The sequence below is a fragment of the Cereibacter sp. Soil_C_27 genome, assembly GCF_057657095.1.
Genome location: NZ_JBDGJD010000003.1, coordinates 123,417 through 149,786, shown reverse-complemented (window position 1 = coordinate 149,786; position 26,370 = coordinate 123,417). Strand labels below are relative to the sequence as shown.

At 67.4% G+C, this 26,370-nt stretch carries 16 protein-coding genes; 8 read left to right on the top strand and 8 right to left on the bottom strand.

Annotation, left to right across the window (positions count from 1 at the left end; genetic code table 11):
* Positions 1 to 7: 7 nt before the first annotated feature.
* The 6 genes from AC3A5Z_RS12750 (at position 8) to AC3A5Z_RS12725 (ending at position 7,014) form a co-directional block, all read left to right on the top strand.
* Entirely contained in the window at positions 8 to 946 is a 939-nt protein-coding gene (locus AC3A5Z_RS12750) for a dihydrodipicolinate synthase family protein (RefSeq protein WP_487519724.1), read from the top strand.
* Between the two features lie 143 nt (positions 947 to 1,089).
* Positions 1,090 to 2,595, top strand: a complete 1,506-nt coding sequence (locus AC3A5Z_RS12745) for an ABC transporter substrate-binding protein (protein WP_487519723.1) — start codon at positions 1,090 to 1,092, stop codon at positions 2,593 to 2,595.
* Positions 2,596 to 2,649: 54 nt separating this feature from the next.
* On the top strand, positions 2,650 to 3,573 hold the full coding sequence (locus tag AC3A5Z_RS12740) for an ABC transporter permease (protein ID WP_487519722.1): 924 nt from the start codon (positions 2,650 to 2,652) through the stop codon (positions 3,571 to 3,573).
* A 5-nt stretch (positions 3,574 to 3,578) separates the two neighbouring features.
* The gene (locus tag AC3A5Z_RS12735; protein WP_487519721.1) at positions 3,579 to 4,526 is read left to right on the top strand and encodes an ABC transporter permease; all 948 of its coding nucleotides are present in this window, start codon (positions 3,579 to 3,581) and stop codon (positions 4,524 to 4,526) included.
* Complete coding sequence (locus tag AC3A5Z_RS12730; protein ID WP_487519720.1) at positions 4,523 to 6,142, top strand: ABC transporter ATP-binding protein; 1,620 nt, start codon at positions 4,523 to 4,525, stop codon at positions 6,140 to 6,142. The genes AC3A5Z_RS12735 and AC3A5Z_RS12730 overlap by 4 nt, the downstream gene beginning before the upstream one ends.
* A gap of 8 nt (positions 6,143 to 6,150) precedes the next feature.
* Positions 6,151 to 7,014, top strand: coding sequence for a DMT family transporter (locus AC3A5Z_RS12725; RefSeq protein WP_487519719.1), 864 nt, complete (start codon positions 6,151 to 6,153; stop codon positions 7,012 to 7,014).
* Here the strand turns inward: AC3A5Z_RS12725 and AC3A5Z_RS12720 are convergent, their stop codons facing one another.
* Positions 7,015 to 7,956, bottom strand: coding sequence for a 2-hydroxyacid dehydrogenase (locus tag AC3A5Z_RS12720; protein WP_487519718.1), 942 nt, complete (start codon positions 7,954 to 7,956; stop codon positions 7,015 to 7,017).
* Between the two features lie 572 nt (positions 7,957 to 8,528).
* Here AC3A5Z_RS12720 and AC3A5Z_RS12715 point away from each other — a divergent pair.
* Complete coding sequence (locus tag AC3A5Z_RS12715) at positions 8,529 to 9,176, top strand: LuxR C-terminal-related transcriptional regulator (protein ID WP_487519717.1); 648 nt, start codon at positions 8,529 to 8,531, stop codon at positions 9,174 to 9,176.
* A 3-nt stretch (positions 9,177 to 9,179) separates the two neighbouring features.
* Here the strand turns inward: AC3A5Z_RS12715 and AC3A5Z_RS12710 are convergent, their stop codons facing one another.
* From AC3A5Z_RS12710 to AC3A5Z_RS12685, 6 genes are all read right to left on the bottom strand, one after another.
* A complete protein-coding gene (locus tag AC3A5Z_RS12710) occupies positions 9,180 to 10,604 on the bottom strand; it encodes a sensor histidine kinase (RefSeq protein WP_487519716.1) in 1,425 nt (474 codons plus the stop codon).
* Positions 10,605 to 10,645: 41 nt separating this feature from the next.
* Positions 10,646 to 11,959: an HlyD family type I secretion periplasmic adaptor subunit gene (locus AC3A5Z_RS12705; protein WP_487519715.1), complete on the bottom strand. Its 1,314-nt coding sequence runs from the start codon at positions 11,957 to 11,959 to the stop codon at positions 10,646 to 10,648.
* A 13-nt stretch (positions 11,960 to 11,972) separates the two neighbouring features.
* Positions 11,973 to 12,977 carry a hypothetical protein gene (locus AC3A5Z_RS12700; protein WP_487519714.1) on the bottom strand — a complete coding sequence of 335 codons (1,005 nt, stop codon included), beginning with the start codon at positions 12,975 to 12,977 and terminating at the stop codon, positions 11,973 to 11,975.
* Positions 12,978 to 12,989: 12 nt separating this feature from the next.
* Entirely contained in the window at positions 12,990 to 14,744 is a 1,755-nt protein-coding gene (locus tag AC3A5Z_RS12695; protein WP_487519713.1) for a type I secretion system permease/ATPase, read from the bottom strand.
* Between the two features lie 54 nt (positions 14,745 to 14,798).
* Positions 14,799 to 22,763: a peroxidase family protein gene (locus AC3A5Z_RS12690; protein ID WP_487519712.1), complete on the bottom strand. Its 7,965-nt coding sequence runs from the start codon at positions 22,761 to 22,763 to the stop codon at positions 14,799 to 14,801.
* A gap of 581 nt (positions 22,764 to 23,344) precedes the next feature.
* Positions 23,345 to 24,586: an aromatic ring-hydroxylating oxygenase subunit alpha gene (locus AC3A5Z_RS12685; protein WP_487519711.1), complete on the bottom strand. Its 1,242-nt coding sequence runs from the start codon at positions 24,584 to 24,586 to the stop codon at positions 23,345 to 23,347.
* Positions 24,587 to 24,699: 113 nt separating this feature from the next.
* Here AC3A5Z_RS12685 and AC3A5Z_RS12680 point away from each other — a divergent pair, with 113 nt between their 5' ends.
* On the top strand, positions 24,700 to 25,581 hold the full coding sequence (locus AC3A5Z_RS12680; RefSeq protein ID WP_487519710.1) for a LysR family transcriptional regulator: 882 nt from the start codon (positions 24,700 to 24,702) through the stop codon (positions 25,579 to 25,581).
* On the opposite strand, the gene AC3A5Z_RS12675 is transcribed toward AC3A5Z_RS12680, so the two are convergent.
* Complete coding sequence (locus AC3A5Z_RS12675; RefSeq protein ID WP_487519709.1) at positions 25,578 to 26,354, bottom strand: pyrroline-5-carboxylate reductase family protein; 777 nt, start codon at positions 26,352 to 26,354, stop codon at positions 25,578 to 25,580. The genes AC3A5Z_RS12680 and AC3A5Z_RS12675 overlap by 4 nt on opposite strands.
* Positions 26,355 to 26,370: the final 16 nt, after the last annotated feature.

Sequence of the window (26,370 nt, the reverse complement as noted above, 5' to 3'; positions counted from 1 at the left end):
ATCTGTCATGCCAACTGCCACCCTCACCCCCGCGGATTATTCTGCGGTCGTCGCCGTGCCACCGGTTGCCCTTGATGCCGAAGGCCGCGTCTCGGTCGCCGAGAACCGCCGGTTGATGGAGCATATCGTCGACGGCGGCAGCGACGTCCTGCTCTATGGTGGCAACGCGAATATCTACCATTTCGGGGCGAAGCTGTTCCGCGAGGCGCTGTCGACCCTTACCGAGACCTGCCCGAAAGGCGGGAAAATCCTCTTCTCGATCGGCCCGGATTTCGGCAAGGCGATGGATCAGGTGCCGGATGTCCGCGCCTCGGGCCTGCAGAACGTGATGATGCTGCCGATGGCCTTCCCGAGCGATCCGCGCGGCGTGGCGGAAGGCGCGCGCCGGCTGGCGGATGCGCTCGGCTTCGGGCTGGTGCTGTATGTGAAGCGCGACGGCTATGTCGAGCCGGAAGCCGTTGCGCGCCTGGTTGAGGATGGGGCGGTGAGCTTCGTGAAATATGCGGTGGAGCGCAGCGAAGCGGCGCAGGACCCCTATCTGGATTCTCTGATCGCAGCGGTCGGCGCCGGCCGCATCGCCAGCGGCATGGGCGAGACACCGATCCACGATCATATCGGCCAGCGCGAACTAACCACTTTCACCTCGGGCGCGGTCTGCATCGCACCCGCCGCTTCGAACGAGTTGCTGCGGCTCTACCGCACCGAGCAGCACGAGGAGGCGCGCGAACGCAGCCAGCCCTTCCTGGAGTTCGAGCGGGTTCGCGCGCAACTGGGGGGCACTGCGGTGCTGCATGATGCCGTCACCCTGTCGCGAATCGCCGCCTGCGGGCCGCTGACGCCGCTTGTCTCGAACCTCACAGAAGCAGGGCTGGCAAGCGTTCGACCGGCGGTCGAGGCGCTACTGGCAGCCGAGGCCGAGGCGCGCCAGCGCAAGTTGGCTGCATGAGCGTTGACGGTCTAATATATTAGTGCTTTAGTTTGTGCAGACGTCATTTCGCCCTTGCGGCGAAAGCGAGAAGACCAAGAGGGCGCGTGATCAGGGAGGAAGCCGGTCACGCACCTTGGCGAAACATCTGGGAGGATTCACACATGCGCTACAGGAACAAGCTGCTTACGGGCGTTGCCGGCTTGCTGACGTCGGGTTTGCTGGTGACCGGAGCACTGGCGGAGGAAGTGACCATCGTCCTTCCCGAGCAGCCGGCCAACCTCGAGCCCTGCCGCTCGATCCGCGCCGATATCGGCCGCGTCATCAACATGAACATCACCGAGACGTTGACCGTCACCGACCCGGACACCGGCGAGGTGCTGCCGCATCTGGCGACGGAATGGAAGCTGATCGACCCGCAGACCTGGCACTTCACCCTTCGCGACGGCGTGACCTTCCAGGACGGCGCAGCTTTTGACGCCGCAGCCGTGGTGAACTCCATCAACCGCCTGATGAACCCGGCACTGACCTGTGACAGCCGCTCGAAGTTCGGCGACCAGAAACTGACGCCGACGGCGATCGACGCGCGCACGGTCGAGGTGAAATCCTCCATCGCCAACCCGATCATGCCGACGCTGATGAGCACGGTGCAGATCGTCTCGCCGAACCTGCCCTTCGACGCCGAGACCAACGCACCGGTCGGCACCGGCCCCTTCAAGCTCGAGGCCGCCGATGCCGAGCATGTCACGCTGGTGAAATCCGACAGCTACTGGGGCGACGCCGGCCCGGTCACCCGCGCCAACTTCATCTGGCGCAGCGAGTCGGCCATCCGCGCGGCCATGGTCGAAACAGGGGAGGCCCATATGACCCCCGCCATCGCCGTGCAAGACGCGACGAACCCGGAAACCGACTTCGCCTACCTGAACTCGGAAACCACCCGGATGCGGATCGACATGCAGATCCCGCCGCTCGACGACAAGCGCGTGCGCGAGGCCCTGAACATCGGCATCGACTGGGACGGCATGGGCGAGGCGCTGTTCGGCGAAGAAGTGCTGCGTGCGTCGCAGATGGTGGTGCCGGGCGTCGTCGGTCACAACGCCGACATCAAGCCTTGGGCCTATGACGCCGAGCGCGCCGCCGCCCTGATCGAGGAAGCGCGCGCCGATGGTGTGCCGGTCGACACTCCGATCGTGCTGATCGCCCGCAACGGCTTCTTTCCGAACTCGGGCGAGTCTCTGGAAGCGATGCAGGCGCTCTGGTCCGAGCTTGGTCTGACCATCGAGATCCGGGCGTTGGAGGCAGCCGACTGGGTGCGCTACCTCGACAAACCCTTCCCGGCGGATCGCGGCCCGACCCTGTTCCAGCAGCAGCACGACAACAACACCGGCGACGCGGGCTTCACCATCCCGGTGATGTACACCTCCAACGGCCAGTATTCGACGGTCGAGGATCCGGCGCTGGACGAGGTCATCCTGAAGGCCATGACCTCCACGGGCGAAGAGCGTGCGAACGGTTTTCAGGAAGCGGCGCGGATGGTGCATGACGACATCATCGCCGACATCCCGATGTACCATATGATCGGCTATGTCCGCGTCAGCCCCAAGCTGGACTGGAAGCCCGACCTCAAGACCAATGGCGAGATCCGCCTCGCGGACATCCGCTTCCGTTGATGTCTCCGGATCCGGCGCGACCTGCGCCGGATCCCCGCTTGGGGAGGACCCGATGTGCTGAGATACGTCTCCAAACGCAGCGTCCAGAGCCTTGTCGCCGTGATCGGCCTCGTGGTGCTGGTGTTCTTTCTTTCGCGGCTGACGGGTGATCCCGCCTATCTCTATCTGCCGCTCGATTCCACCGAGGCGCAAAGGCAGGCGTTCAACGATCTGAACGGCTTCGACGATCCGCTGGTCGTGCAGTTCCTGCGCTATCTCGGTGATATCGCGCAGCTGGACTTCGGCATGTCGCTGTCGCGCAATGTTCCCGCCATGGGCGTGGCGCTCGAGGCCTTTCCCCAGACGCTGAAACTGGCCGCGATCTCCATCTCGCTGGCGCTGGTTCTGGCCATTGTGGTCGGCTCGCTGGCTGCGGCGCGTCCCGGCAGTTTCTTCGACCGGATGACCACCACTGGCGCCTTGGCGGCGGCGAGCGCGCCGGACTTCTGGGTGGCCATCGTCGCGATCCTGACCTTCTCGGTCTCGATGGGGCTGCTGCCCACATCTGGCACCGGAACACCGCTGCACTGGATCATGCCGATCGGCGTCTTGATGCTGCGGCCCTTCGGTCTGCTGATGCAGGTGGTTCGGGGCACGATGCTGGGCGTCCTCAGCTCCGCCTATGTGAAGACTGCGCGGGCCAAGGGCATCAAGGGCCGCCGGATCCTTTTCATCCACGGGCTCCGCAACGCCCTGCTGCCGGTCATCACCGTCGCCGGCGACCTTGCCGCAGGCCTCGTCAACGGAGCTGTCGTGGTGGAGACAATCTTCGGCTGGCCCGGCATCGGCAAGCTGATGATCGATGCGATCATGCGCCGCGACTTCGCCCTGATCCAATCGACCATCATCGTGACGGCGCTCGCGATCTTCATCCTCAACATCGTGATCGACCTGATCTACGCAGCGCTCGATCCCCGCATCCGGCATCAAACGGCATGAGCGTGATGGACACTCAAGAAACGCGGACGACGGTGAAACGCCGGACCCTGCTCCCCGCCCCCCTCCGCCTGCTGGTGAAGGATCGCCTCGCGGCGACGGCTCTCATCTTCCTTCTCATCGTCGCTCTCGCCGCCGTGTTCGGGCCCATGCTCGTCGGCGACCTCTCCGAAAAGCCCAACTTCCGCGCCCGCAACATGGCTCCCTTCAGCATGGAGCAGGGCTGGGCCTATGTGCTGGGAGCCGACACGCTCGGCCGCAGCCTGTTGGCGCGCCTGATTGTCGCCGCGCAGAGCACCATCGGCATCGCGGCGTTCGCTGTCCTCTGCTCGCTGGTCCTCGGTGGCGCACTCGGCCTCGTCGCGGGCTACTCCCGCGGCTGGCCCAGCACGCTGATCCTGCGCGCGACCGACATCATCATGAGCTTCCCCTCGCTCCTGCTGGCCTTGATCGTGCTCTACAGCCTCGGCCCGTCGGTGATCAATCTGGTGATCGTGCTGGCCATCACCCGGATCCCGATCTACCTGCGCACCACCCGCGCCGAAGTGATGGAGATCCGGCAGCGCATGTTCGTCTCGGCTGCTGAGGCCTTGGGGGCAAGCCACATGCGGTTGATCTTCCGCCACATCGCCCCGATGGTGATCCCCACCCTGCTGACCATCGGCGCCATCGACTTCGCGACCGTGGTGCTGGCCGAATCCTCGCTTTCCTTCCTGGGCCTTGGGATCCAGTCGCCCGACTTCACCTGGGGCTCCATGGTGGCGACGGGGCGCGGCTATCTCGCCAATGCCTGGTGGGTTGCCCTGTGGCCCGGCCTCGCGATCCTGCTGACCACGCTCTCGCTCAACATCCTGTCGAGCTGGTGGCGCATCTACTCCGACCCCCATCAACGCTGGCGGCTGGAACTGGCAGCGAAGGGCTACCGCGCGCCCAGGCGCAAGGGAGGCAAGGCATGACCGACGCGCTCGTAACGGTCGAGAACCTGACCGTCGATTTCCACAATGGCGCAGGCGCCTTCCGCGCGGTGGACGGCGTCACCTTCCACGTCGATCCGGGCGAGACGCTCGTGATCCTGGGTGAGAGCGGATCGGGCAAATCGGTCAGCTCTTCCGCGCTGATGGGCCTGATCGACACGCCTCCGGGCGAGATCGTCTCGGGGCGCATCACCTATGACGGGAAGGACATCACCCACCTGACCGAGAACGAACGGCTGGCCTTCAACGGGTCCAAGATCGCGATGATCTTCCAGGACCCGCTGTCGCACCTGAACCCGGTCTTCACCATCGGCTGGCAGCTGATGGAGGTCTACACCGCCCATGGACGCTGCGGCAAAGCCGAGGCGCGTCGCCGCGCCATCGACGTCCTCGCCCGTGTCGGCATTCCTGAGCCGGAGGTGCGGATCGACTGGTATCCGCACCAGTTCTCCGGCGGGCAGCGGCAGCGCATCATGATCGGCATGGCCATCGCGCTCGGCCCCAAGGTGCTGATCGCGGACGAGCCGACGACGGCGCTGGACGTCTCGGTCCAGCAGCAGGTGCTTGATCTCTTGAAGAAATTCCAGCGCGAAGACGGGCTCTCGATCATCATGATCACCCATGATCTCGAGGTCGCGGCCAGCATGGCCGACCGGATCGTGGTGATGAACGGCGGCAAGATCGTCGAGCAGGGTGAGGCCCGCTCCGTCTTCGACGCGCCGCAGCATCCCTACACCCAGCGGCTCATGGCAGCCCTTCCCAAGGCCGACAGCTACGCCGAGAAAGCCGAGCGCGTGTCCGATGCGATCCTCGAGGTCCGCGGCCTCACCAAGATCTACGGCCTGTCGCGCGGGATGAAACCGCTTCCCGGCATGCTCCGGGCGGTGGACGACGTGTCCTTCACGCTGTGCAAGGGACAGACGCTGGGCATCGTGGGCGAATCCGGCTCCGGCAAGTCCACGGTCGCACGGATGTTGCTGCGGCTGACAGACGCGACCGACGGTCGGGCCCTGTACCGCGGGCAGGACATCTTCTCGATGGACAAGGCGCAGATGCTGGCCTACCGGCGCCGCGTGCAGATGGTCTTCCAGGATCCCTATTCCTCGATGAACCCGCGGATGAGCGTGTTCCAGATCATCTCGGAGCCCTGGATCATCCATCGTGACATCCTGGAGAAATCGCGCTGGCGTCAGCGGGTGGTAGAGTTGCTGGAGCTTGTCGGGCTGAAATCCGACCATGCCGATCGCTTCCCGCACCAGTTCTCGGGCGGGCAGCGCCAGCGGATCGCCATCGCGCGGTCGCTTGCCTGCGACCCGGAACTGATCATCTGCGACGAGGCCGTCTCGGCGCTGGACGTCTCGATCCAGATGCAGGTGATCGAGCTTTTGGCCGAACTGCGCGACCGGCTGGGCCTGTCCTACATCTTCATCACCCATGACCTGCCGGTCGTGCGCAACTTTGCCGACCGGATCATGGTGATGAAGTCGGGCAAGGTGGTCGAGGAGCAGGCGACCGAGCCGCTGTTCCGCAATCCGCACGCGGAGTACACGCGCGTTCTGGTCAACGCGGCGCCGAAGCCGAAATGGGAGACTGCCTGATCGTCCGGATGTCGCCGGTTCCGCTCGCCGTGGCGCTCATGGCTGGCAACGTCCTCATGGGGGCGCTGGATGCGGTCATCGGCCGCGCCGTCTCGGCGGAGCTGCACCCGTTCCAGATCACCTTCTTCCGGAACCTCTTCAGCCTCGTTCCCCTGCTCCTGGTCCTGCCCCGGCCCGCCCGGACGCTGGATGCGCAGGGTCTCTGGCCGACGCACGGCCTCCGGGCACTGCTGAAGCTGGTGGCGATGAGCTGCTATTTCGGCGCGATCGCGCTGATCCCGATCGCTTCGGTCACCGCCGTCGCCTTCACCATGCCGATCTTCGTGATGGCGGCCTCAATGATCTTCCTGAAGGAGCCACTGCGCCTGCACCGCGCCGTCGCATTGGGTGCCGGGCTCATCGGGATGCTGATCATCCTGCAGCCCGGCAACTTGCCCTTCGGCACGGGACTGGGGCTGGCGCTGGCGTCCGCGCTCTGCTTTGCAGCGGTGGCGCTGCTGATGAAGGTCACCAGCGGGCGGGAGGAACCGCTGCGCATCGTCTGGTTCAACCTTCTGGCGACGGTGCCGATGGCTCTGGCGCTGGCTCTGCCCTTCTGGAGCTGGCCAAGCTGGCCAGTTCTGGGCCTCTGCGCATTGCAGGGCGTGGGCGGTCTTCTGGCACAGCTGGCCTTCGCGCGGTCAATGCAGCTCGCGGACGCCTCGCTGATCATTCCGGTGGATTTTTTGCGCCTCCCGGTCGCCGCCGCACTCGCGCTGCTGCTGTTTTCCGAGCCGATCAGCCTGGCGACCATGATCGGCGGGACGGTGATCTTCTCGGGCATCCTGTTTGCGACACTGCGTGAGCGACGGATGGCCCCGCCGGGCGGCTGATCAGCGTTGGATCGCAACGCCCAGATGGGCGGTCAGCTCATCCACCACGTTGTCGGCCATGGCCTGCCGCGTCTCTCGCGTTCCGGAGCCGATATGCGGCGTCAGGATCACCCGTCGGTCGCGGATCAGCGCCTCGGGCACATGCGGCTCCTTCTCGAAGACGTCGAGCGCGGCGCCGGCCAGCCGATCCTCCGCCAGCGCCGCAATCAGCGCGGCCTCGTCCACGACCTCTCCCCGGGCGATGTTCACGAGGTAGCCCTGCGGGCCAAGCGCCTGCAGCACCTCGGCACTGATCATGCGGCGGGTTTCCGGAGTCAACGGACAGGTCAGGATCAGCATGTCACAAGCTGCCGCCAGATCGCGCACATCGGAATGGAGAGACAGATCCACCGGCTTCCGGTTCGGGCCCGTGTAGGACACCTTGGCACCGAGCACCTGCACGCGCCGCGCAACCGCCATGCCGATCGTGCCAAGACCGACGATCCCGATTTCCATCCCCACGACTGACCGCGCGAGGGGATATTGCGGCTGTTGCAGCCATTGCCCCGAGCGCACGAAGGCATCCGCATTCACGATGTCCCGCGTCAGCGCCAGCACCAGCGCCGTCGCCGCGTTGGCCACATCCTCCACCAGAATATGAGAGGTGTTGGTGATCTTCACGCCCCGCGACCGCGCATGGTCCACGTCCACCAGTTCCAGCCCTGCGCTGTAGGACGAGATGATCTCCAGCGCCGGCAGCGCGTCGAGCATCGCGCGGTCCAGAACCGTCTTGCGCAGAGCGATCCCTCTAATCCGGGAACCATGCTCGGCGAGAAAGGCAGGCACCAGCACCGGATCGTCGGGCAAGACCAGAAGCTCGAAGGCGCGCGCGAGCTCGCGCACGGTCGTCTCGGGCAGCTTCGCGGCCTTGAGGATGACAGGCTTGTCGTTGGCATGTTTCACGGTCATCTCCCCTTCGCGCGGCCGTACGCCTGCCGGCCAAGGCACCTGCAGCCGGCGATCTGTAATAGTAATATATTAGCTTGCAGGCACTGCAATGCTGATCCTGCGCTGCGCGCCTCAAAATGCGGAAGAACCACACTCATATCGTCCTCCCTCAGCAAGCCGCCGGACAGGTTTGCTACCAAAAGCAGATATGCGCGACGCCGAATGCAGTTGCTCGTTGAAATGCGCCTGAGGACGTCCGATGAAGGCGCCTTAAAAATTCAACGTTACCTATTTTGATTGAGCTCCACTGAGCGGCGGCCAGAGATTCGCTTGATTCCGCCATAGCCGACCGGAAAGAGGGTGCTTCTTTCGCCAAGGTTGCAGACGCGTCATTGCCCGTACAACCCCTGACCTACACGCTCCACCTGCAGGTGTATAAGCCCTTTGGAAAAGGCATCTTTCGAGCCATCTGGGCGATTTTTTGCCGATCTTTTAGCTCAAGATGTGACATATTGATCAGACATTGAACGGCCTTATCCAGTGATTTCAGCGGCTCCGCCAAGAGAGCCGCGCGGGAGATAAAGCGAATGACTTTGGTAACTGTCGGACTGGTGGACGATCATCCCATCGTGCTTGCCGGTCTATCCGAACTCGTGGGGGAACTTCAGAACAGGCGGGTCGTGGCGACGGGGTGTTGTGCCGCCGATGCGGTCGCGATGGCCGAGCGGGGCGGGCTCGATCTGATCGTCATGGATCTCAACATGAAGGGCGAGGTGCTGGAGGCGATCGCCAGGATCTCCTCTTTGGCCCAGGCGCCGCTGGTCCTGGTCTTCACCGCGAGCGAGAGGGTGGAGGATTGCTGCGCGGTGCTGTCGGCGGGCGCCAGCGGCTATGTCATCAAGGGCAGCAGCGAAAGCGAGCTCTTTCAGGCGATGGAGATCATTCTCGAGGGGCGCGAATATATCTCGCCTTCCCTCGCCGTCCGGGTGTTCCGCCAGATGCAGGCGCGCGACAAGAAGCAGGATGTCGTGCTGTCGTTCCGCGAGGATCAGATCATCACCCATCTGCTGAACGGCGCCTCGAACCGGGATATCGCGACCCGGCTCCGGCTGTCTGAGAAGACCGTCAAATACTACATGACCCAGATCATGCAGAAGCTCGATGCGAAGAACCGGGTCGAGGTTGCACTGGCTGTCCAGCGCGACCGCATGGAGCGTCAGGCCGCCAAGGTCTGAAGCCTAGGCGTCCTTCGGCAGCACCAGCCTGACGCGGGTGCCGCCGGTGGCAAGGGTTTCGATTGACAGCTGGCCCCCGCAGGAACGCGCGCGGTTCTGCATGCCGATCAGGCCCAGCGGCGCGTGATCGAAGGCTTCCGGCGCAGGCTCTCCGTTCGGGCAGCGGCCGGCGTCGAGCACGGAAATCTCGATCTCCCGTGGGCCTGCCGTCTTGATCACCTGCAGCCCCCGCCCGCCCGCGTGCTTGCGCGCATTGGTAAGCGCCTCGCTGACGACACGGTAGGCGACGATCAGCTGCGGCCCCGGCAGGAAAGTCGGCCCCGGCGCGATCTGCAGATCGACCTGCAGCCCCGAGTCGCGGCGGAAGGCGGTGACGGCACGCTGCAGCGCGTCTTCAAGGCTGCTGCCCTGCAGTTCCGGCAGGATCAGCCCGGCCGATATGCTGCGGAGATCGCGCAACGACTGGTCGAGCAGGTCCTGCGCCTTGCGGGCGCGCGGGGCATCTTCGTCGGAGACCTGGATCTTGCCGCGATAGAGCGCCGCCAGCGACAGAAGCTGCACCGGACCGTCGTGCAGCTCGGTGCCGATCTGGTTCAGCAGCGTCTCGCTCGCCTCCGAAGCGGCGCGGCGCAGGTCTTCGGATTCGGCGAGCAGCCGCGTCTTGTCGGCGAAAAGCTTCTCGGTCGCGAGCAGGCTGGCCCGCAGCTGCCGGTCCTGCCGGATCAGCCGTCGATGGGCAAAACGGACGAGGATCGCCAGCAGCAGAAGGCCCGCCGACAGCACGCCGATGCGCACGAGGTCGAGCGTGTTCATCAGCGTGTCGAGCCGCGCCACGAGTTGATCAAAGTCGTAATAGACCTCGATCACGCCGATCAGCGTGCCGTCGGTCGCGCGCAACGGCATGTAGTTCTCGCGGATCGCGCTGCCCAGATCGGCGTCGTTCAGGTTTTCCGCCGAGCCGGGGTCGAGCTCCACCGTGACCCTCTCGCCTGTCAGAGCGCGGACCACCGCAGGGTCGCTCGCCTGCCCGCCGACCTGCGAGGCATGCAGCGAGTCGAACAGCAGCCTGCCCTCCACGCTCCAGATCTTCAGCTTGGCGACATGCCGGTTGCCCATCCACATGTCGATCGCATCGTCGAGCGCCGTGGTGGTGGCCGGGGAAAACTCCTCCCGCAGCGGCGCGTTGCCGACGATGGGCAGGAGCGCCGAGCGCAGCAGCACCTCCTCGATGGCGAGCGAGTTTTCCAGCAGCTGCCGCTTGGCGATGAACCGCTCCATCCGCTCCGAGATGATGAAGGCGGGGACGAGGATCAGGAAAACCAGCAGCATGAACTGCGCCGTCAGCCCGATCGCATGCCAGCCGCGCATGGCAACCGAAAGCGGTGTCTGCAGGGTCTCCGGTTGCTCGCCGCCGACTTGCACCGTCACAGAATGGGTCCCTCCGCGCGTCTGCGGCAACCGCAATCGCATCACTCTTCTATCATGCTTCGGGTCAGGCTGTCGCGGATCGGTTGCGCGATGAAGTCGTAGGCGGTGCGCGAGCGGGTGGTCACATAGACCTCCACCGGCATGCCGGGCACGAGGATGGCGCCGTCGGGCAGGCTGATGCCTTCGGCGGGAGAGGCGGTGGCCAGAAAGAAGCTGGCACCGCTGGTCGGATCGGTCGTGCTGGCGGGGGCGACGGTGGCGATGCGGCCCGCGAGCTCCGGGGTGGTCCGCCGGTCGAAGGCGGGAAAGCGCAGCCGGGCCTCCTGCCCCGTGGAGAGCTGGTCGATGTCGGTGACCGGCACGCGGAACTCGATCACCAGATCGGCGCCTTCCGGCACGATGGTCGCCAGCACCTCACCCGGGCCGACCACCTGCCCGATGGTGTTCACCGGCAATTCGTGGATGCGACCGGCAACGGGGGCCTTCACCTCGGCCCGCGCCAGCCGCAGCTCGAGCGCGTCGATCTTCTGCCCGGTCTCGGCGATCACCGGCTCGATCTCGCGCAGCTTGCGATGCGCCTCGAAGGCCGCGGTGCGGTCCAGACGGTCGGCGCGGACAGCGATCTCGCGGCCCTGAACGGCATTGGACAGGATCTGTGCCTCGGTCTCGCGCAGCGCGCCGGTCACCCGGGCCTGCTCGGACTCCGCCGCCTCGACCTGCGCTTTCGCCAGGATGCCCGACCCGGCGAGCGAGCCGCTGCGGGTGACGGTGCCCGAGGCCACCTCGAGCTGGCGGACCAGAGCAAGGCGACGCGCATCCAGCGCAGCGGTGTCCTGCGCCAGCTGCTCGGCCTTCAGTGCCAGCACCTGCCGCTCGGCCTCGCGTTCGGCGCGGGCCCCGGCAAGAAGCCGCGTCTCGCCAGCCAGCGCCTGCGCCGCTTCGGGGTAGGCCGCAAGGAAGCCCGCGGGCGCCTCGGGCTCGGCCAGCCCGTCGCGTTCCGCCACCAGCCGGGCGGCCCGCACTGTCAGGTCGACCAGTTGCACCCGCAGCAGCGCCATCGCCGCCTCGGTCTCGCGGGTGTCGAGCTGGAGGATCACCTCGCCCGCGGCCACCGGATCGCCCGGCGCCAGCAGGATCGCGCTGAGCGTTCCGCCATCGGCGTGCTGGACGGTCTTCAACTCGCGGTCCACCTTCACGACGCCGGAGCCGATCACCGCCGAGTTCAACTGCGCGGTGGCCCCCCAGCCGCCAAGGCCGACGATCAAGACGGCGGAGAGCAGGAGCGCCGTCATCAGGCGGCCCCCCAAGGGGTAGTCGCTGCGGGCGGCACGGGCGCGGGAACGGGGCGCGGGCATGATGTCATCCTTGTCAAAGGTCAGTCAAAAAGGGCTCTGGTTCAATCGGTGCCGCCGGCTCGGGCGGGCTGTCGGCAGCGGCGGCGTCAACACCGCTGGGCAGGAAGCGCGCGAGATAGGCCTCGCGGGCCGAAGGGGTTTCCAGCGCCGCGATCTGCTGGCGGTCGCGGGCATAGGCCTCCCAATCCGCTGCGCCCTCGTAGGTTTCGGGTGCGCGGCGCAGGCTGTCGAGCCGGGCGGCGGAGAGCCAGTCACCGACCGCCACGCCCTGCAAGGCAGACTGATCCGCAGCCGATTGCGGCGCCAGGATCTGGCCAAGCTCGGTCAGAAGATCGTCCAGCCCATAGGGCAGCAGGCCCGCCGCAACCGGCCCCTCCGGCGTGGTGGGGGAGTTGTCCCCCGGTTCGGACTCATCCGGGGTTTCGCCGCCCGGCCCCGGCTCTTCCGGCTCCGGCCTCCCGGGCTCGGGCTTTTCGGGCTCCGGCTTTTCGGGTGCTGGCGCCTCCGGATCCGGCGTGGAAGGTGAACTGGGGCCACCTCCCCCCGCCGCCGGGCCTTCGCCCGAGGAATGCGGCCTGCCCGTGCCTCCTGCGATCCCGCCGTCGAAGCCGGGCGAGATCGACCCGGACGAAGCACTGCCGCCACCGCCAGCCTCGACCGCCGCCTGCGCCTCTGCGGCGGCCGGCGAGAGCGCCGCTCCCTGGAGGCCCGAAGAGAGAGGCTGCGTTCCCCCCGCCGGCTCGTTTTCGTCAGCGGCGGGGATGCCGCGCGGCACGGCGGCCAGAACCGGCGCGGGAGCGCCCTCGTCCGCGGAGAGATCCTCGGGCCCGCTGGCACTCTCCTCACCGGCTTCCGCCGATTGCGCCTGGCGCAGCACGAAGGCCTGCCAGAGCGCCGCCAGCGCGATCAGCACCGCTGTGCCGATCCGGGCGCTGCGGCTGCGGCCGGGATCGGCGGTCGCATAGGTCTGGGCCGCGGAGGTCTTCCGGCTGGCACGGCTGCGGATGTCTATCGCCATGATTCCATCCCCTCATGCGACGCCTGCGGAAAGACCCTGCGCGGGGTCCATCGGCACCACGACCCGGCCGGCCTTCTCGCCCAGAACCTCGTCGCGCGGCCCGAAGGCGATCATCCGGCCACCCTGCACGATGGCCAGCATGTCCACCGCGCTCAACACGTTCGGGCGATGGGCGACGACGATGACGATGCCGCCCCGGTCGCGGATGGCGCGGATCGTCTCGTTCAGCGCCTTCTCGCCAAGCGCGTCGAGCGCCGAGTTCGGCTCGTCGAGCACGACCATGAAAGGCTGGCCGTAGAGGGCGCGCGCCAGCCCGATGCGTTGCCGCTGCCCTGCCGACAGAGCGCTGCCATGCGGGCCCACCTGCGTGTCATAGCCGTCGGGCATGGAGGAGATCATGCCATGCACCCCCGCCGCCGAGGCCGCCGCATGGATCGCCGCGCTGTCGCGCTCGTCGGACAGGCGGGCGATGTTGTCGAGGATCGAGGCGTTGAACAGGTTCACCTCCTGCGGCAGATAGCCGACCAGCTCGCCCATCCGCGCGGGCTCCCAATGGCCCAACGCCGTGCCGTCGAAGCGCACCGAGCCGCGCAGCACCGGCCAGACCCCGACCAGCGCCCGCAGCAGGGTCGACTTGCCGCCGCCGCTGGGGCCGATCACCGCCAGCGCCTGCCCCGCCGCCAGTTCTAAGGAAATCTCGCTCAGGAGCACCCGGCCATTCATAGGCGAGGCGACGGTCAGCCCTTCCACCTTGAGACTCGCCTGCGGCTTGGGCAGCGTCAGATAACTGCGCTCCTCGGGCATGGCGGCGAGGGTCTCGCGCAGCTGCACCCAGGCGTGGCGGGCGCCAAGGATGCCGCGCCAGTTGCCGATCACCTGATCGATCGGTGCCAGCGCCCGTCCCGCCGCGACCGAGACCGCCATGATCGCCCCCGCCGACATGTCGCCCCGGATGGTGAGGAAGGCCCCCACGCCAAGCAGCGCCGATTGCAGGATCATCCGCAGCACCCGCGAGATCGCCGAGATCGTGGCGTTCAAATCGGCGCTGCGGGTCTGCAGCGCCAGCGCCTCGGCATTGGCCGCCTCGAACCGGCCGACGGCGCGGTCGACCAGCCCCATCGAGACCAGCGCATCGGCGGCGCGGGCATTCGACTCTGCCGCAATATTGCGCAGGCTCATCGCCTGCTGCGAGGACTGGGTGAGATCGCGCGACCGGATCTCGGCCACCACCGTCAGGAACGACAGGACCACCGCCCCGCAGAGCGTGATCGCGCCGAGCAGGGGGTGCAGCGCGTAGACGAACAGCAGGAAGATAGGCATCCACGGCAGGTCGAAAAGCGCGGGCGGCGCGCCCGAGGTCAGAAAACCGCGCAGCGTGTCGACGTTGCGACCCCGCTCCAGTGCCTCGCTGCTCGAGAAGCCGAAGCGCGGCATGTCGACGGCGACGCGATGCGCCAGAGGCGCCAGCCGCTTGTCGAGCCGCGCGCCGATCCGCACCATGATCTGCGCCCGGATGGCGTCAAACCCGCCCTGAAACAGGTAGAGGCCGAGCGCCAGGATCGACAGCGCCAGCAGGGTGTTCAACGAGCCGCTGGTCAGGGCGCGGTCGTAGACCTGCATCATGTAGATCGAGCCGGTCAGGGCCAGGATGTTGATGAGGCCGGAGATGGCGAACAGCGCCAGCCCGTAGCGGGTCAGGTCCTGCCGCAGAAGTCTTTTGGCCATCAGACGCTTGCGCGCCTCGGCGCGTGTAGGGGACTGGGACATGATCTTTGCTTTCACGCGAAGGGCGCGCCCCGGTCAGGGGGCGCGCCGATCCGGTTAGAGGGTAAAGCTGTCGGCGTTGAGCGACTGCCGACCCTGCACGGTCAGCGTGAAGTCGGCCACCCCGTCTCCATCGGTGTGCCCGGTGACAAGGGTCGTGTCCCCCTCGCCCTCGGCCAGCAGCAGAAGGCCCGCTGCGGGCGCCTCGTCTGCAGAAGCCAGGCGGAAGCTCTGGTTGCCCGACATCCCGCGCATCGCATCGATGCCCGAGAGGTCGATCATGTCGCCCGGCGAGAAGTCGAGGATCGCATCGCCCTCCGCCGAAGCTGCCGTGTCGAAGCGGAAGATGTCGTCGCCCTCGCCGCCGGCCATGGTATTGGCCTGCGTCCCCGCTTGGAACACGTCGTTCCCCGCGCCCCCGATGGCATTCTCGACACCCACCAGCCGGTCGGTCGTCCCGCCCGATTTCACCCAGCCGATGGCCGACAGGCTGCCGAGGTCGATCTCGGCATCCGAGAGGATCGCGCTGAGGTCGAGGGTGTCCCTGCCCTCGCCTCCAAACATCAGGTCGCGCCCGTCGTCTTCCAGCGCGAGGAAGGTATCGTCCCCCGCGCCCCCGAACAGCGCGTCATCCCCCGCGCCGCCCTCGATCACGTCGTCGCCATCGTTGCCCTCGATGGCGTCCTTGCCCCCCTCGCCCAAGAGCACGTCAGCCCCGCCGCCGCCGGCCATAATGTCATGCCCGCCGCCCCCGGCGAGGAAGTCGTCGCCCGCGCTGCCGGCGAGCGTGTCGGCCCCCTCCGTCCCGATCCGGGACATGACCGGCACCGGCACGGCCGGATCGGTCGCACCGTCGGTGTCGCCGGTGCCCTCCTCCTCCGTGTCGTCCTCTGTCGTGTCGTCCGACTCCTCCTCCGTGCTGTCCTCGTCCTCTTCCGTGCTGTCGCCCGGGTTGTCGTCCTCCTCCGCCGTGTCTTCGCCGGTCTCCGCCTCGTCCGTCACGTCGTCATCGGTCGAGGGCTGCTCCGCCTCGTCCTCCTCCTCCTCGTCGGAGACATGATCGTCGCCCGTGCCGTAGGCCACGATCTGCGGCAGCGCGTCGAGCGAACCGACGAAGGAAATGCTCGATCCGGCCGCCGTCAGCGTAATCAGCCCGGTCGTCGGGTTCTGGCTCGCCTGGTAGCTTGCCGGATCGGCACCGGCGGGGGCTTCGATCACGTCCTGCGCACGCAGGGTCCCGATGATCGTGTCCTGGCCGCCGCCGGTCCGGAACAGAATGCGGTGCGCCGAGTCGAGGCCGGAAATGTCGACCTGATCGGAGCCGTCTGTCCCGTTGATGGTGATCGTGTTGTAGTTCAGGCTCGTCCCGCCAAAGTCGCCGAGGATCGTCACCGAGTCGTTGTCGCTGAAGAGACCCCCGCCGTTGGTGTTGATGACGATCTCCTCGATCTCGCTGAGCTCGGCGATGATCGTGTTCGCGCCGAGCAGGGCCTGCCGTGTCACCACGATCTCTGTCCCGGCGGCGATGGCGCCGTTGGGGCTGCCTGCCTCGAGATAGGCGACGCGGGTGTAGACGCGGAAGGTCTCGGCGGTGTCGCTGCCGTTGATGATGTAGGTATCGCCCGCCGTCGTCTCGGTGCCGCCATTGACGATGTCGCGACCGTCGTTGGAGAACAGCGCCGCGTTCCAGACCACCGTGTCGTCGCCGGCTCCGGCGTTGATCACGTCGTTGCCGGTGCCGCCGATGATCGTGTCGTCGCCGTCATTGCCGGCAATTGTATCGGCGCCGCCGTTGCCGTTGAGGATGTCGGACCCGGCATTGCCGTTCAGGCTGTTGCCCGCCGCCGACCCGTTGATCGAGTCGCCGACGATGCCGGTGGCGGGTGCCAGAAGCACCGAAGGATTGCCGAGCAGATCCGTCACCGTCACCGAGGCCCGCAGCACATTGCCCGCATCGGCCTGTTGCGGCGTGTAGCTGAGCCCGGTGGCGAGGGCGATGTTGGTCCAGGTTGCGCCGTTGTCCGACGAACGCTGCCACTGGACCGCCGTGCCGCCGATGCCGTCGGGATCGGTCACTCCCGCGAGGCTGACGCTGATCGCCTGCGTCTCGGTCGGCGTCAGGTCGCTGATCGCCGGGGCGCCACTCGTCGGATCGTTGCCGTTGGTCACGGTCACGCCCAGTTGCCGCGTCGTGGTCGCAATCCCGTCGCTGACGGAGACCTCCACCTCGTAGAGGTTGTCCGCCCCCGCGTCGGCGGGCGCCTCGAAGTCCGGTGGCGCGACGAAGCTCAGCACGCCCGTCGCCGGGTCGATGGTGAAAAGCGCCGCATCCGCCCCGCCGGTGAGGGCATAGGTCAACCCATCGCCGTCGGCATCGGTGGCCGTCACCGTCAGCACCGCCGTGCCGTTTTCCGGCACCGAGACGGAGTCGGGGCTGGTGATCACCGGCGCCTCGTTCAGCAGATCCGCGATGGTGAACTCGCCATCGCCGAACCGGACGCGCTCGAAGTTGAACAGCCGGTCGCTGCCCTCGTCCGCGAGGTTCTTGCCGGTGGCGGGGTCGGTGACGCCCGCGGTCACCGTCGCATGGGTGACGGTGATGCTGCCATCCTCGTTCGCCGTGACCTCGTAGTTGTCGCGCACGTCCCAGTAGACCGCCACATCCTCATCGTCGGCCTCGCCGCCGTCGAGGATCTCGCGCACCGCTTCGAGCTGGCTGATCATCAAGTCGCGGGCAAAGAGCGCCGCCTCCAGCGTCTTGCCACCGAAGAGCGCGTTGCCGGCGCTGTCGAGCACCTGCGAGGTGAGCCGGGCCGCGGTGCCCAGGACCGTGCCGTTCAGCGCCTTCACCGCGATATGCACGGAGAGCCACTTGTCGCCGTCGAGGATGTCATTCCCCGCCATGCCGCGGATCAGGTCGGACCCGCCGCCGCCGAGGATGATGTCGGAGCCGTCCGACGTATCCATGACCCCGCGCAGAACCTCGGTCGTGGTGCCGCCGGGATGGGTCACGTCGAACCGCTCCAGATGCGCCACGAGATCGGAGAGGCCCGAGATCAGCGACAGGTTCTTTTCCAGCAGCACGTTGGAGAAGGACTCGACCGGCGCATCCGCGGCGATCTGTGCGGCATTGCCGTCTGCGTCATAGGCCCCCACGACCACCTCGCGCCCGGTCAGCACGTCGTCGTGGTTCCAGCCCGACAGCCCCTCGACCAGATCGTAGCGGTCGCGCAGGATGTTGTTCTGCTGGTTGACGAAGATCGACACGTTCAGATCGGCGTTGGCGGCGTAGTTGTTGCCCTGGTAGGAAACCCAGTCGAAGCCCGCCATGCCGTTGTTGCGGTTGACGCCAATGCCCTGCACCATGATGTCGTCGCCGGATTCCGCGTCGAAATCGGTGTCGTTCTCGCCCGAGAGCATCACGTCATGGCCGATGACGCGCGAGTTGAAGAACAGCTCGGAGTTGTCGCCGGTCAGGGTGTTCATGTTGCCCTGCCCCTCCATCCAGTCATGGCCCTCGTTGCCGAGGATCATGCCGCCGCCGCCCGAGGCCGCGCGGATGAAGTCGTTGCCGGTGCCGCCGAAGATGTCCTTGGCTTCCGACCCGCCGGCCAGCAGGTCGTTGCCCTCGCCGCCGAAGACGAGGTCGATGCCCATGCCGCCGTTGATGATGTCGTCGCCACCCTCGCCCTTCAGCACGTCAGCCCCGCCGACATCGGTTCCGCTGTCGGTGATGATGTCGTTGCCTTCGCCGCCATGGACGTGATCGACGCCGTAGCCGCCCTCGATCCGGTCGTCGCCGCCCTCGCCCCAGATGCCGTCGTCGCCCGCGCCGCCGATGATCGTCTCGGCCCGGTCGGTGCCACCCAGCACGACATGCTCGCCGCCGGTGTATTGCAGGTAGTCGGCGCGGCGGATGACCAGCGACGGGGTGCCGGCGATGGCCGAGATCACGTCGGCCTCACGGGTCGGGTCGTCATTTCCGAGGCCCGGGTTGTATTGCAGCGCCTGGTTCATCTCGATGATGTAATCCGCCGACTGGAAGGCCGCGCCGTTGATGTGGATGCCGCTTTCCTCGGTATCCGTGTTGCGGCGGATCAGGTCGGCGAAGCTGTCGCTTTCCAGCTCGGTCAGCAGGTTCATGCCCTGAGCCCGGCTGAGGTAGTAGAAGCGATCACCGTTCTGCAGGTTCTGGATCTGCGACTCGAAGACGAAGGTGAAGGTCGAGCCCAGCATGCCGCCGAAGGGCATCAGCGCCTCGGCCAGACCGCCGATCCAGAAATCGACGTCGTTCAGCCCGCTTTCCGTCCCGGCCCAGCTTCCCGTCGAATTCAGGAAGTCCAGCCGCTCCGTGCGTTCCGCCGCGGTTTCGCCCGCCGCGCCGAACACGAGGTCCGTCGCCGCCGCCCGCTTCTCGGCCAGCGTGGTCGCGCCGGTGATCGAGGCATGGGTGCCGTAGGCCGCGATGAAGTTGATCACCGACATCGGGTTCTTCAGGTTCTGCGCGTAGTCTGCCCAGCTCTCGTAGGGCTTGAGATAGGTGTCGTTGGTCTTCTCGAAGATCTCGCGGCGGGCGTCGTTCAGCGACGGAATGCCGGTCTCGCGCGCCCGGGTCATGTTCAGCGCAGCGAGGTCGAGCGGCAGGCCCACGAGGTTGTTGCGCAGCGCCGAGGTGGTGAACTCGTCGATCTCGTTGCCGGTCTGGCGCGACATGCCGCGCAGGATCGCCCCCGCGGCCGCGGCGGAATCCACCCCGGCACCGTCGAAGGCCAGCGGGTTGAGGAAGGCCTCGATCAGGCCGATCTCCTCCGGCGAGGCGCTGTCATTCACCAGCTTCAGCATCTCGACCTGCTCGTTCAGCATCGAGTGGCCGAAGCGGTAGACGACCTGGGCGAACTCCTCGTAGATCGCCCCGTTCAGCTCGACCGTGTGCGAGAAGACGAAGGGGTCGATCTGCGGCGCCACGGCGCGGACGAATTCCTCGAACACCAGATGCTGATAGACCATCTCGGTCGAGAAGCGCGCCGCCTGGAACAGACGCTCGCCGTCCCAGACCAGCGTCGAGGTATCCGCCGGCAATTCCGTCACATCGACCAGCAACCACTGGTTCAGGAAGGCGATGTCGACCGCCCCCTCGTCTCCCGGCTGCAGCAGCTGCGCCTTGATCTCGTCGACCTGGCGATTGTGCTCGCCATGGAAGACGGTGTGGACGGCGGTCAGCGCGATGTTCTCGTTGCCGCGACCGTCGCCGACGATGTAATGCGCGTCGAGCAGCTCGGCATCATAGGCCGCCGTGGCCGAGGGCGTGGCGGCATGGGCGATGTCGTTCAGAAAGCCCCGGCCCGAGGTGAGCGCGCTCAGCCCCGAGATCGGCGCGTCGAGATTGCCCTCCACGGCACCGGCAGCCGTCATCATCTGCGGCAGACCGTTGGTGCCGCGGACGAACTCGCCGTAGAGGTCGGTCACCAGGAGCGGCACGCTGTTCACGTTCAGATCGCCGAGCTCGATCCCCAGCATCTCGCGCGCCTGCGCCTTGATGTCGGCCCAGGTCGGCGGGCCGCCCTTCGCGCCTTCCAGCATGTGGCCGGTTGCGAGCGGCTTGCCCTCCACCATGACATATTCGCGCAGGAAGACCTGATGCGAGGCGTTCGAGGTGTAGACCTGGTTCAGGTCGATCCAGGGCGTCGTCTCGTTGCGGTGGTCGCGGACGTCATCGGCGGTGCCGAGAATGCCGTCGGCCCCCGGATCGTTGGTGGCGCGGGTCAGCACCATGAAGTTGGTCGGGCTTGACGGATCGTAGAGCGGATCGTCCGGATGCAGCGGGATCATCACCGTGCCGCTGCCGCCCTTGGTGGTCAGGTCGAGCCCGTGGTCGAAGAACTGGCCGAAGATCGTCATGAAGCCGTTGAACGAGGCGGTATCGCCCAGATCGGCGGCGACGTTGCGGATATAGACATTCTCGCCGTCGAGCGTGATGCCATGCTCGACCAGAGCCGCATCGAGCGCGGCCTCGGCCTGCAGCGCCACGGTTTCCAGATCGCCGTCGGCGGCCTGTTGATACTCCGCCTCGGCAGCGGCAAGCGCCGCTTCGGCATCGGCCACCGCCTGCGTGGCATCGGTCACCCCGACCGCCGCCTCCGCCTGCGCGGCTGCGGCCTCGGCCACCCCGGTCTCCGCTTCCACGACGGCGGCAATCGCCGCCGCACGGGCCGCATCGCCCGCCAGCGCCGTGCCGAGCACCCCCGCCGCATCGGTCACGGCGGTGCCTGCGGTGACGACCGTGGCGTCGGCGGCGGCCTTCTCGGCCGCGCGGGTCTCGGTGACGGCTTGCGCCGCGCTCACCGCATCGGTGGCGGCGGTAACCGCCTCTTCGGCAGCCGCCGTGACCGCCGCCGCATCCTCCGCCTCGATCTCGCGCGCGGCCAGATCTGCGGCGGCAAGGTCGCGCAGGGCCAGCGCGTCGGTATAGTCCTGCTGCGCCTGCTCTTCGGCCAAGAGAGCCGTCTGCGCCACATCGAGCGCGGTCTGCGCCGCACCCACCGCCGCGACGGCGGCGTCGTTGGCCAGAACCGCCTCGTCCCGCAGCGCCACGACCGTCTGCAGATCGCCCTCGGCCTGCGCCAGCGCGGCCAGCGACCCGTCGAGCGCCAGCGCCGCCTCGGCGGCCAGCGCATCGGCATCGGCATCGGCCTGCAGCGCTGCATCCCGCGCCGCTTCTGCCTCATCCGCCGCGGCCACCGCAGCGGACCAGGCGTTGATGTTGGCAACCGTCGGCGTGGCGAGAGCCAGTGCCTGCGCCGTAATGGCAGCCTCCTGCGCCAGAGCAAGATCTGCCTCGGCCTGAACCAGCTCCGCCTGCGCCGCCGCAGCCGCGGCATCGACCGCGTCCTTCTCGCCCTGAGCCTGGGTCACGGCCTGCTGCGCGCTGGCCACCACGGCCTGCGCCGTGGTCACATCGACGATGGCGATGGCCAGCGCTGCCGCCGTGCCCTCGACGGTGGACTGGGCTGCGGCGAGCGCCGTGCCCGCCTCGGCAACCGCCGAGGCCGCTGCCGCCAGCGCCGCCGGGTCGCCGTTGGTCGCTTGCAGCGCCTCTTCGGCGAGGGCCAGAGCCTGCTGGGCGGTGAAGATGGCGGCATTGGCATCCGCCTCGCTTGCAGCCGCCTCGTCGCGCACGGTGACGGCATCGGCCAGCGCCTGCTGCGCCACGGCCAGATCGGCCTCGGCCAGCGCCAGCACATCGGCGGCGTCCGACGCAGCGGCAATCGCCGCCGTCAGCGCCGTCGTCGCCGCCGCGACCGCAGCCTGGGCATCGGCCACGGCGGTCGAGCTCGGCCCGAGCGCATCCAGCGCCGCCTGCGCCGAAGCCAGCGCCTCCGCGGCGGCCTCGACGGCGGCATCGGTCGCCGCCTTGTCGGCGCTCGCATCGGCCAGCTGCGACTCGGCCCCGTCCAGCGCCAATTGCGCCGCATCGCGCGCCGCCTGCAGCGCTGCGACCACCGACGGATCGACGGCGGGCCCACCGGCCTCCGCCGCCGCCCGCGCGGCCAGCGCCGCCTGATAGGCCGCGGTGATCTCCTGCACCACGGCAAGCTGCGCAGCGCCCGTCACCCCGTTCACCTGCAGCGCCGCCGCAATGGCGGCAGGGTTGGCCAGCGTCTGATCCGCCACGAGGTTCGAGATCACCCGCGGCTGGCTGTCAAAGACCGTGCCGCTGGTGCTTTCATAGCTGGTGGGCGGACCGGGCGGACCGAAGGGGCTCGGCTCCGCCGTGCCATATTCCGGGGTCAGCAGCCGCAGCATGGCCTGATCCGCCGAGCCGAAATGCGTCATGCCGGGCTGGAAGTTGTTGAAGGTGCCATCCACCGTCCGCAGCCCGGTCGGCAGCAGCGGGCTGGTCACGAGCTGGGCCAGAGCCTCGCCGGGGTCCATGCCCTCGTCGCGGGTGAGGCGGGTATGCTCCTCGGCAATGAGGATCTGCGTGAGGATGTGGGAAAGGTCGTTCCGGTTCAGCGTGACCATGATCAAATAACCCTTGCTGTGAAATGCACCCAAAACGGGCAGGCATTCCCAAGCGTCGCGCCACCCGGCTCAAATCACGAGTCCAGCCGTCTCAGACTTTATGCGACGCAAAGCGGGCAGATCGCAGGCCCTTGGTCCGAGAGGGGACTGGACCTTGGTCGAATGGGCGGGGGGTCATCGGAAGGGGAGGCGCGGGGTGGCTGCTGACGCGGCTCGGAAGCCGCTTTTCCTGACGAGGTCGGTATCGACCCACGGCGATGGAGGCCGTGTCGGTGCTGTCGCGCGCGACTTGTTGCGGAGACTGCCCGCGTGGCACGGTTGCCCACGATCCGCAGCCGCGCCGCCACTGAGAACTGACGCAAATCCTCAGAAGTGGACTCGGCAGTTCCGCCGCTCAAAAACCATCGCCTGCGCGCCGGGACGTTCTGGCAGGAACATCAGGAATGCGCAGGTCGGCAGGAAGATACGCCCCGATAGCGCAACTTCGAGTCCCGTATCTCAGCACCCGCCAGATCGCGGCCCGCCTCTCTGGATTTTCGGACCGCCCCTTTTCATCAAAGCTCTCGCCCCAGCGCCTCCCCTCACTCTGCCGCCAGCCGCGTCTGCGTCGGGAGGGCGCGCTCCATCCAGTCCGCGTACCAGTCGATGAACTGGATCACGCCGCTTTCCCAGTTCGGCGAATAGGGACCGGGCGTGTAGGCGGGGGAGAAGATGCCCGTCTGGTTGGTCTCCACGATCTCGCGGTCCTCGTCGTTGGTGGCGATCCAGACCTCGGTCAGCCGCTTGAGGTCGTAATCGACGCCCTCCACCGCGTCCTTGTGGACGAGCCAGGTGGTTGTCACCTCGGTTTCGGTCGGGCTGATCGGCGTCACGCGGAAGGTCAGGGAGTGGTCGGGCAGGAAGTGGTTCCAGGTGCTGGGATAGTGGAACACCAGAAGCGATCCGGCATCGGGCTTCGTCACCCGGCCGAGCTGCCGCCGCACCGCCGCCGCGCCATCCATCGTGTAGCTGACCGCCGGGTGCTGCAGCGGCATCCGGGCCAGCCTGTACTGGCCGTCCGCGCTCAGGAGGAACTGCGCTGGCGCACCGGATGCCGCGCAGGCATCGAAATGGCCCTGCAGCGTCGCCGAGATCGAACCGTCGGCGGAGACCCCCGCGATCTCGGGGTCCAGCGGGAAGGACCGGCAGAGCGCCGGGTGATTGCCGCTGCAATGGTAGCACTCGCGGTTGTTTTCCCAGACCAGCTTCCAGTTGCCCTTCTCGATGATCGAGGAGCTATGCGCCACCTTGGCGTCCCGAAGATCATGCACGCCCAGATAGGGCGCCGCCTGCTCGGCGAAGGCGTCGAAATCCGGCGGCGTGTCCGACAGGCAGATGTAGATCAGCCCGTGCAGGTCACGCAGCGCCACGCTGCGCAGGCCATGCGCGGTCGGATCGAACTCCGGCCCCATGCTGTTGGCCCAGAGCAGCTTGCCATCCAGCCCGTAGGTCCACTGGTGGTAGGGGCAGACCAGCTTGGCCACCTTGCCCTCGCGCGACTTGCAGATCACCGAGCCGCGGTGGCGGCAGGTGTTGTGGAAGGCCCGCACCTCCCCATCCGCGCCCTTGACGATGACGATCTGATAGGCTCCGACCTGCAGCGTCACATAGCTTCCCGCCTTGGTCAGCTGGCAGGCCGGGATGGCGAAGAGCCAGTCCTTGTAGAAGATATGCTCCAGATCCAGCTGGTAGATCTCGGGCGAGGTGTAGAACGACTGCTCCAGCGCGTGGCCGGGACGGCGGCGCGCGAGCAGGGTCTGGATGCTGGTCTCGGTGGCGGACATGATGGCTCCCTGTCTTTGCGCCGAGTGTCCTGCGGCGAAGTCGCGTTGACAATGGCAGAAAATTTCACTCAGGATTACTTCAGTTCATCTGAAAACAGCACGGGACCGACAGGATGGAACGCCCTTACGACTTGTCCTCCATGACGGCGCTGATCTGTTTCGAGGCGGCGGGGCGGCATGGGAGTTTCAAGGCTGCGGCAAACGAGATTAACGTCACGCCTGCCGCCGTCAGCCATCAGATCAAGGCGCTGGAGGAGGATCTGGGCTGCGCGCTGTTCCTGCGCCGCCATCGTGGCGTCGGGCTGACCGAGAAGGGCGCCTTCCTGCTCGTGGCGCTGCAGCGCGGGTTCGAGGGGATCTCCGCCGCCGTCACCCATCTGCGCGAACGGCCGCAGGCGGTGGACGTGACCATCCGCGCCACCACGGCGGTCAGCGCGCTGTGGCTGACGCCGAAGATCACCACCTTCTGGAAGACCCATCCCTCGATCACCGTCGCGCAGATCGTCAGCGACGTCGAGCCTGCCGCCGGACGGCACGACATGACGATCGGCTACATGGCCCCCGCGCGCGACGGCGACGACTGGCAGGAGCTGTTCCGCGACCGGATCGTGGCGCTCGGCACTGCCCATTTCGCCGCCGAGCACCGGGTCCAAGGCGTGACCGACCTGCTGCGCGCGCCCCTCGTGCATCTGAGCGGCGAAGACTCTCCCTGGACCGGCTGGGAGGAGTGGTTCCGCGCCCTCGGCCACCCTGCCCCGCGCGGCCGCAGCTTTCTCGTGAACAACCACATGATCGCGCTGCAGGCGGCGGAGGACGATGTCGGCGCGGTTCTGGGCTGGGAAGGGCTGATGCAGGGGATGCTGGCGCGCGGGCGGCTGGTGAACCTCGTGCCCGAGAGCATCCCCTCCACCGTGCCCTTCTGCCTGCGGGTCCGGCCCCGCGCCTCGGCCAATGCCCGGCTCTTCGCGCGCTGGCTGGTAGAGAACGCGACCTAGCCCAGCTTGCGGGCCGCCTCCGTCGCCGCCTCCAGCGCCCGCAGGATCGCGCGGCTGAAACCGGCGTCTTCCGCCGCCTCCAGACCTGCCGCCGTGACGCCCCGGTAGTCGCGGTAGGCGGCGACCATCGCCGGCGCCTCGGCGACCCGCCCGGCCAGCAGTTGCGCCCCGCCGCAAACCGCCGCCTCGGCGGAACGCCAAGCGATCTGCTCCGCCACGCCCCGCTCGCGCAGGAACTCGGCCATCGCAACCGCCATCAGCGCCGGATAGGCCGCGCCCGACCCCGGAAGCGCCGTCGTCAGGTCGATCTGGTCTTCCGATTCCAGCTCGTCCGAGGTGCCGATGGCCGACAGCACCTGCGTCACCGTCGCCCGGTCTGCAGCCGAGAGTTCGGATGCCGCCCACCAAGGCGAGTAGGACTGGCCGATCTCCGCCGCCGCATTGGGCATCACCCGCACCACGCGCCCGCCGCAGGCGCGCAAGGCTTCCCCCCGCACCCCCGCCATGAAGGACAGCACCAGCCTGTCCTCCGCCCGCAGGTCCAGCGCAGGCCAGTCCTGCGGCCGGACCGACAGCACGACGACATCGACCTGCCGCGCCAGATCCGAGGGGTTCTTTGCCCAGATCACCCGGTCGTGCCCGTGATACTCCGGGCGCGGCCCGCTGCGGTTCAGCAGCACCAGATCCTCCGCCGCGACCAGACCCAGCTCCAGCAGCCGCTTCCCCAGCGCCGAGCCAAGCCAGCCGGTCGCGCCGATGATCCCGATCCGCATCGCTGTCTCTCCCCGG

What these genes read in the sequence shown, in the direction of transcription:
- AC3A5Z_RS12675 (WP_487519709.1), bottom strand. Translation starts at nt 26,354, where the DNA reads ATGCGGATCGGGATCATCGGCGCGACCGGCTGGCTTGGCTCGGCGCTG.
- AC3A5Z_RS12705 (WP_487519715.1), bottom strand. Translation starts at nt 11,959, where the DNA reads ATGCCCGCGCCCCGTTCCCGCGCCCGTGCCGCCCGCAGCGACTACCCC.
- AC3A5Z_RS12745 (WP_487519723.1), top strand. Translation starts at nt 1,090, where the DNA reads ATGCGCTACAGGAACAAGCTGCTTACGGGCGTTGCCGGCTTGCTGACG.
- AC3A5Z_RS12730 (WP_487519720.1), top strand. Translation starts at nt 4,523, where the DNA reads ATGACCGACGCGCTCGTAACGGTCGAGAACCTGACCGTCGATTTCCAC.
- AC3A5Z_RS12715 (WP_487519717.1), top strand. Translation starts at nt 8,529, where the DNA reads ATGACTTTGGTAACTGTCGGACTGGTGGACGATCATCCCATCGTGCTT.
- AC3A5Z_RS12685 (WP_487519711.1), bottom strand. Translation starts at nt 24,586, where the DNA reads ATGTCCGCCACCGAGACCAGCATCCAGACCCTGCTCGCGCGCCGCCGT.
- AC3A5Z_RS12735 (WP_487519721.1), top strand. Translation starts at nt 3,579, where the DNA reads ATGGACACTCAAGAAACGCGGACGACGGTGAAACGCCGGACCCTGCTC.
- AC3A5Z_RS12700 (WP_487519714.1), bottom strand. Translation starts at nt 12,977, where the DNA reads ATGGCGATAGACATCCGCAGCCGTGCCAGCCGGAAGACCTCCGCGGCC.
- AC3A5Z_RS12690 (WP_487519712.1), bottom strand. Translation starts at nt 22,763, where the DNA reads ATGGTCACGCTGAACCGGAACGACCTTTCCCACATCCTCACGCAGATC.
- AC3A5Z_RS12750 (WP_487519724.1), top strand. Translation starts at nt 8, where the DNA reads ATGCCAACTGCCACCCTCACCCCCGCGGATTATTCTGCGGTCGTCGCC.
- AC3A5Z_RS12680 (WP_487519710.1), top strand. Translation starts at nt 24,700, where the DNA reads ATGGAACGCCCTTACGACTTGTCCTCCATGACGGCGCTGATCTGTTTC.
- AC3A5Z_RS12725 (WP_487519719.1), top strand. Translation starts at nt 6,151, where the DNA reads ATGTCGCCGGTTCCGCTCGCCGTGGCGCTCATGGCTGGCAACGTCCTC.
- AC3A5Z_RS12695 (WP_487519713.1), bottom strand. Translation starts at nt 14,744, where the DNA reads ATGTCCCAGTCCCCTACACGCGCCGAGGCGCGCAAGCGTCTGATGGCC.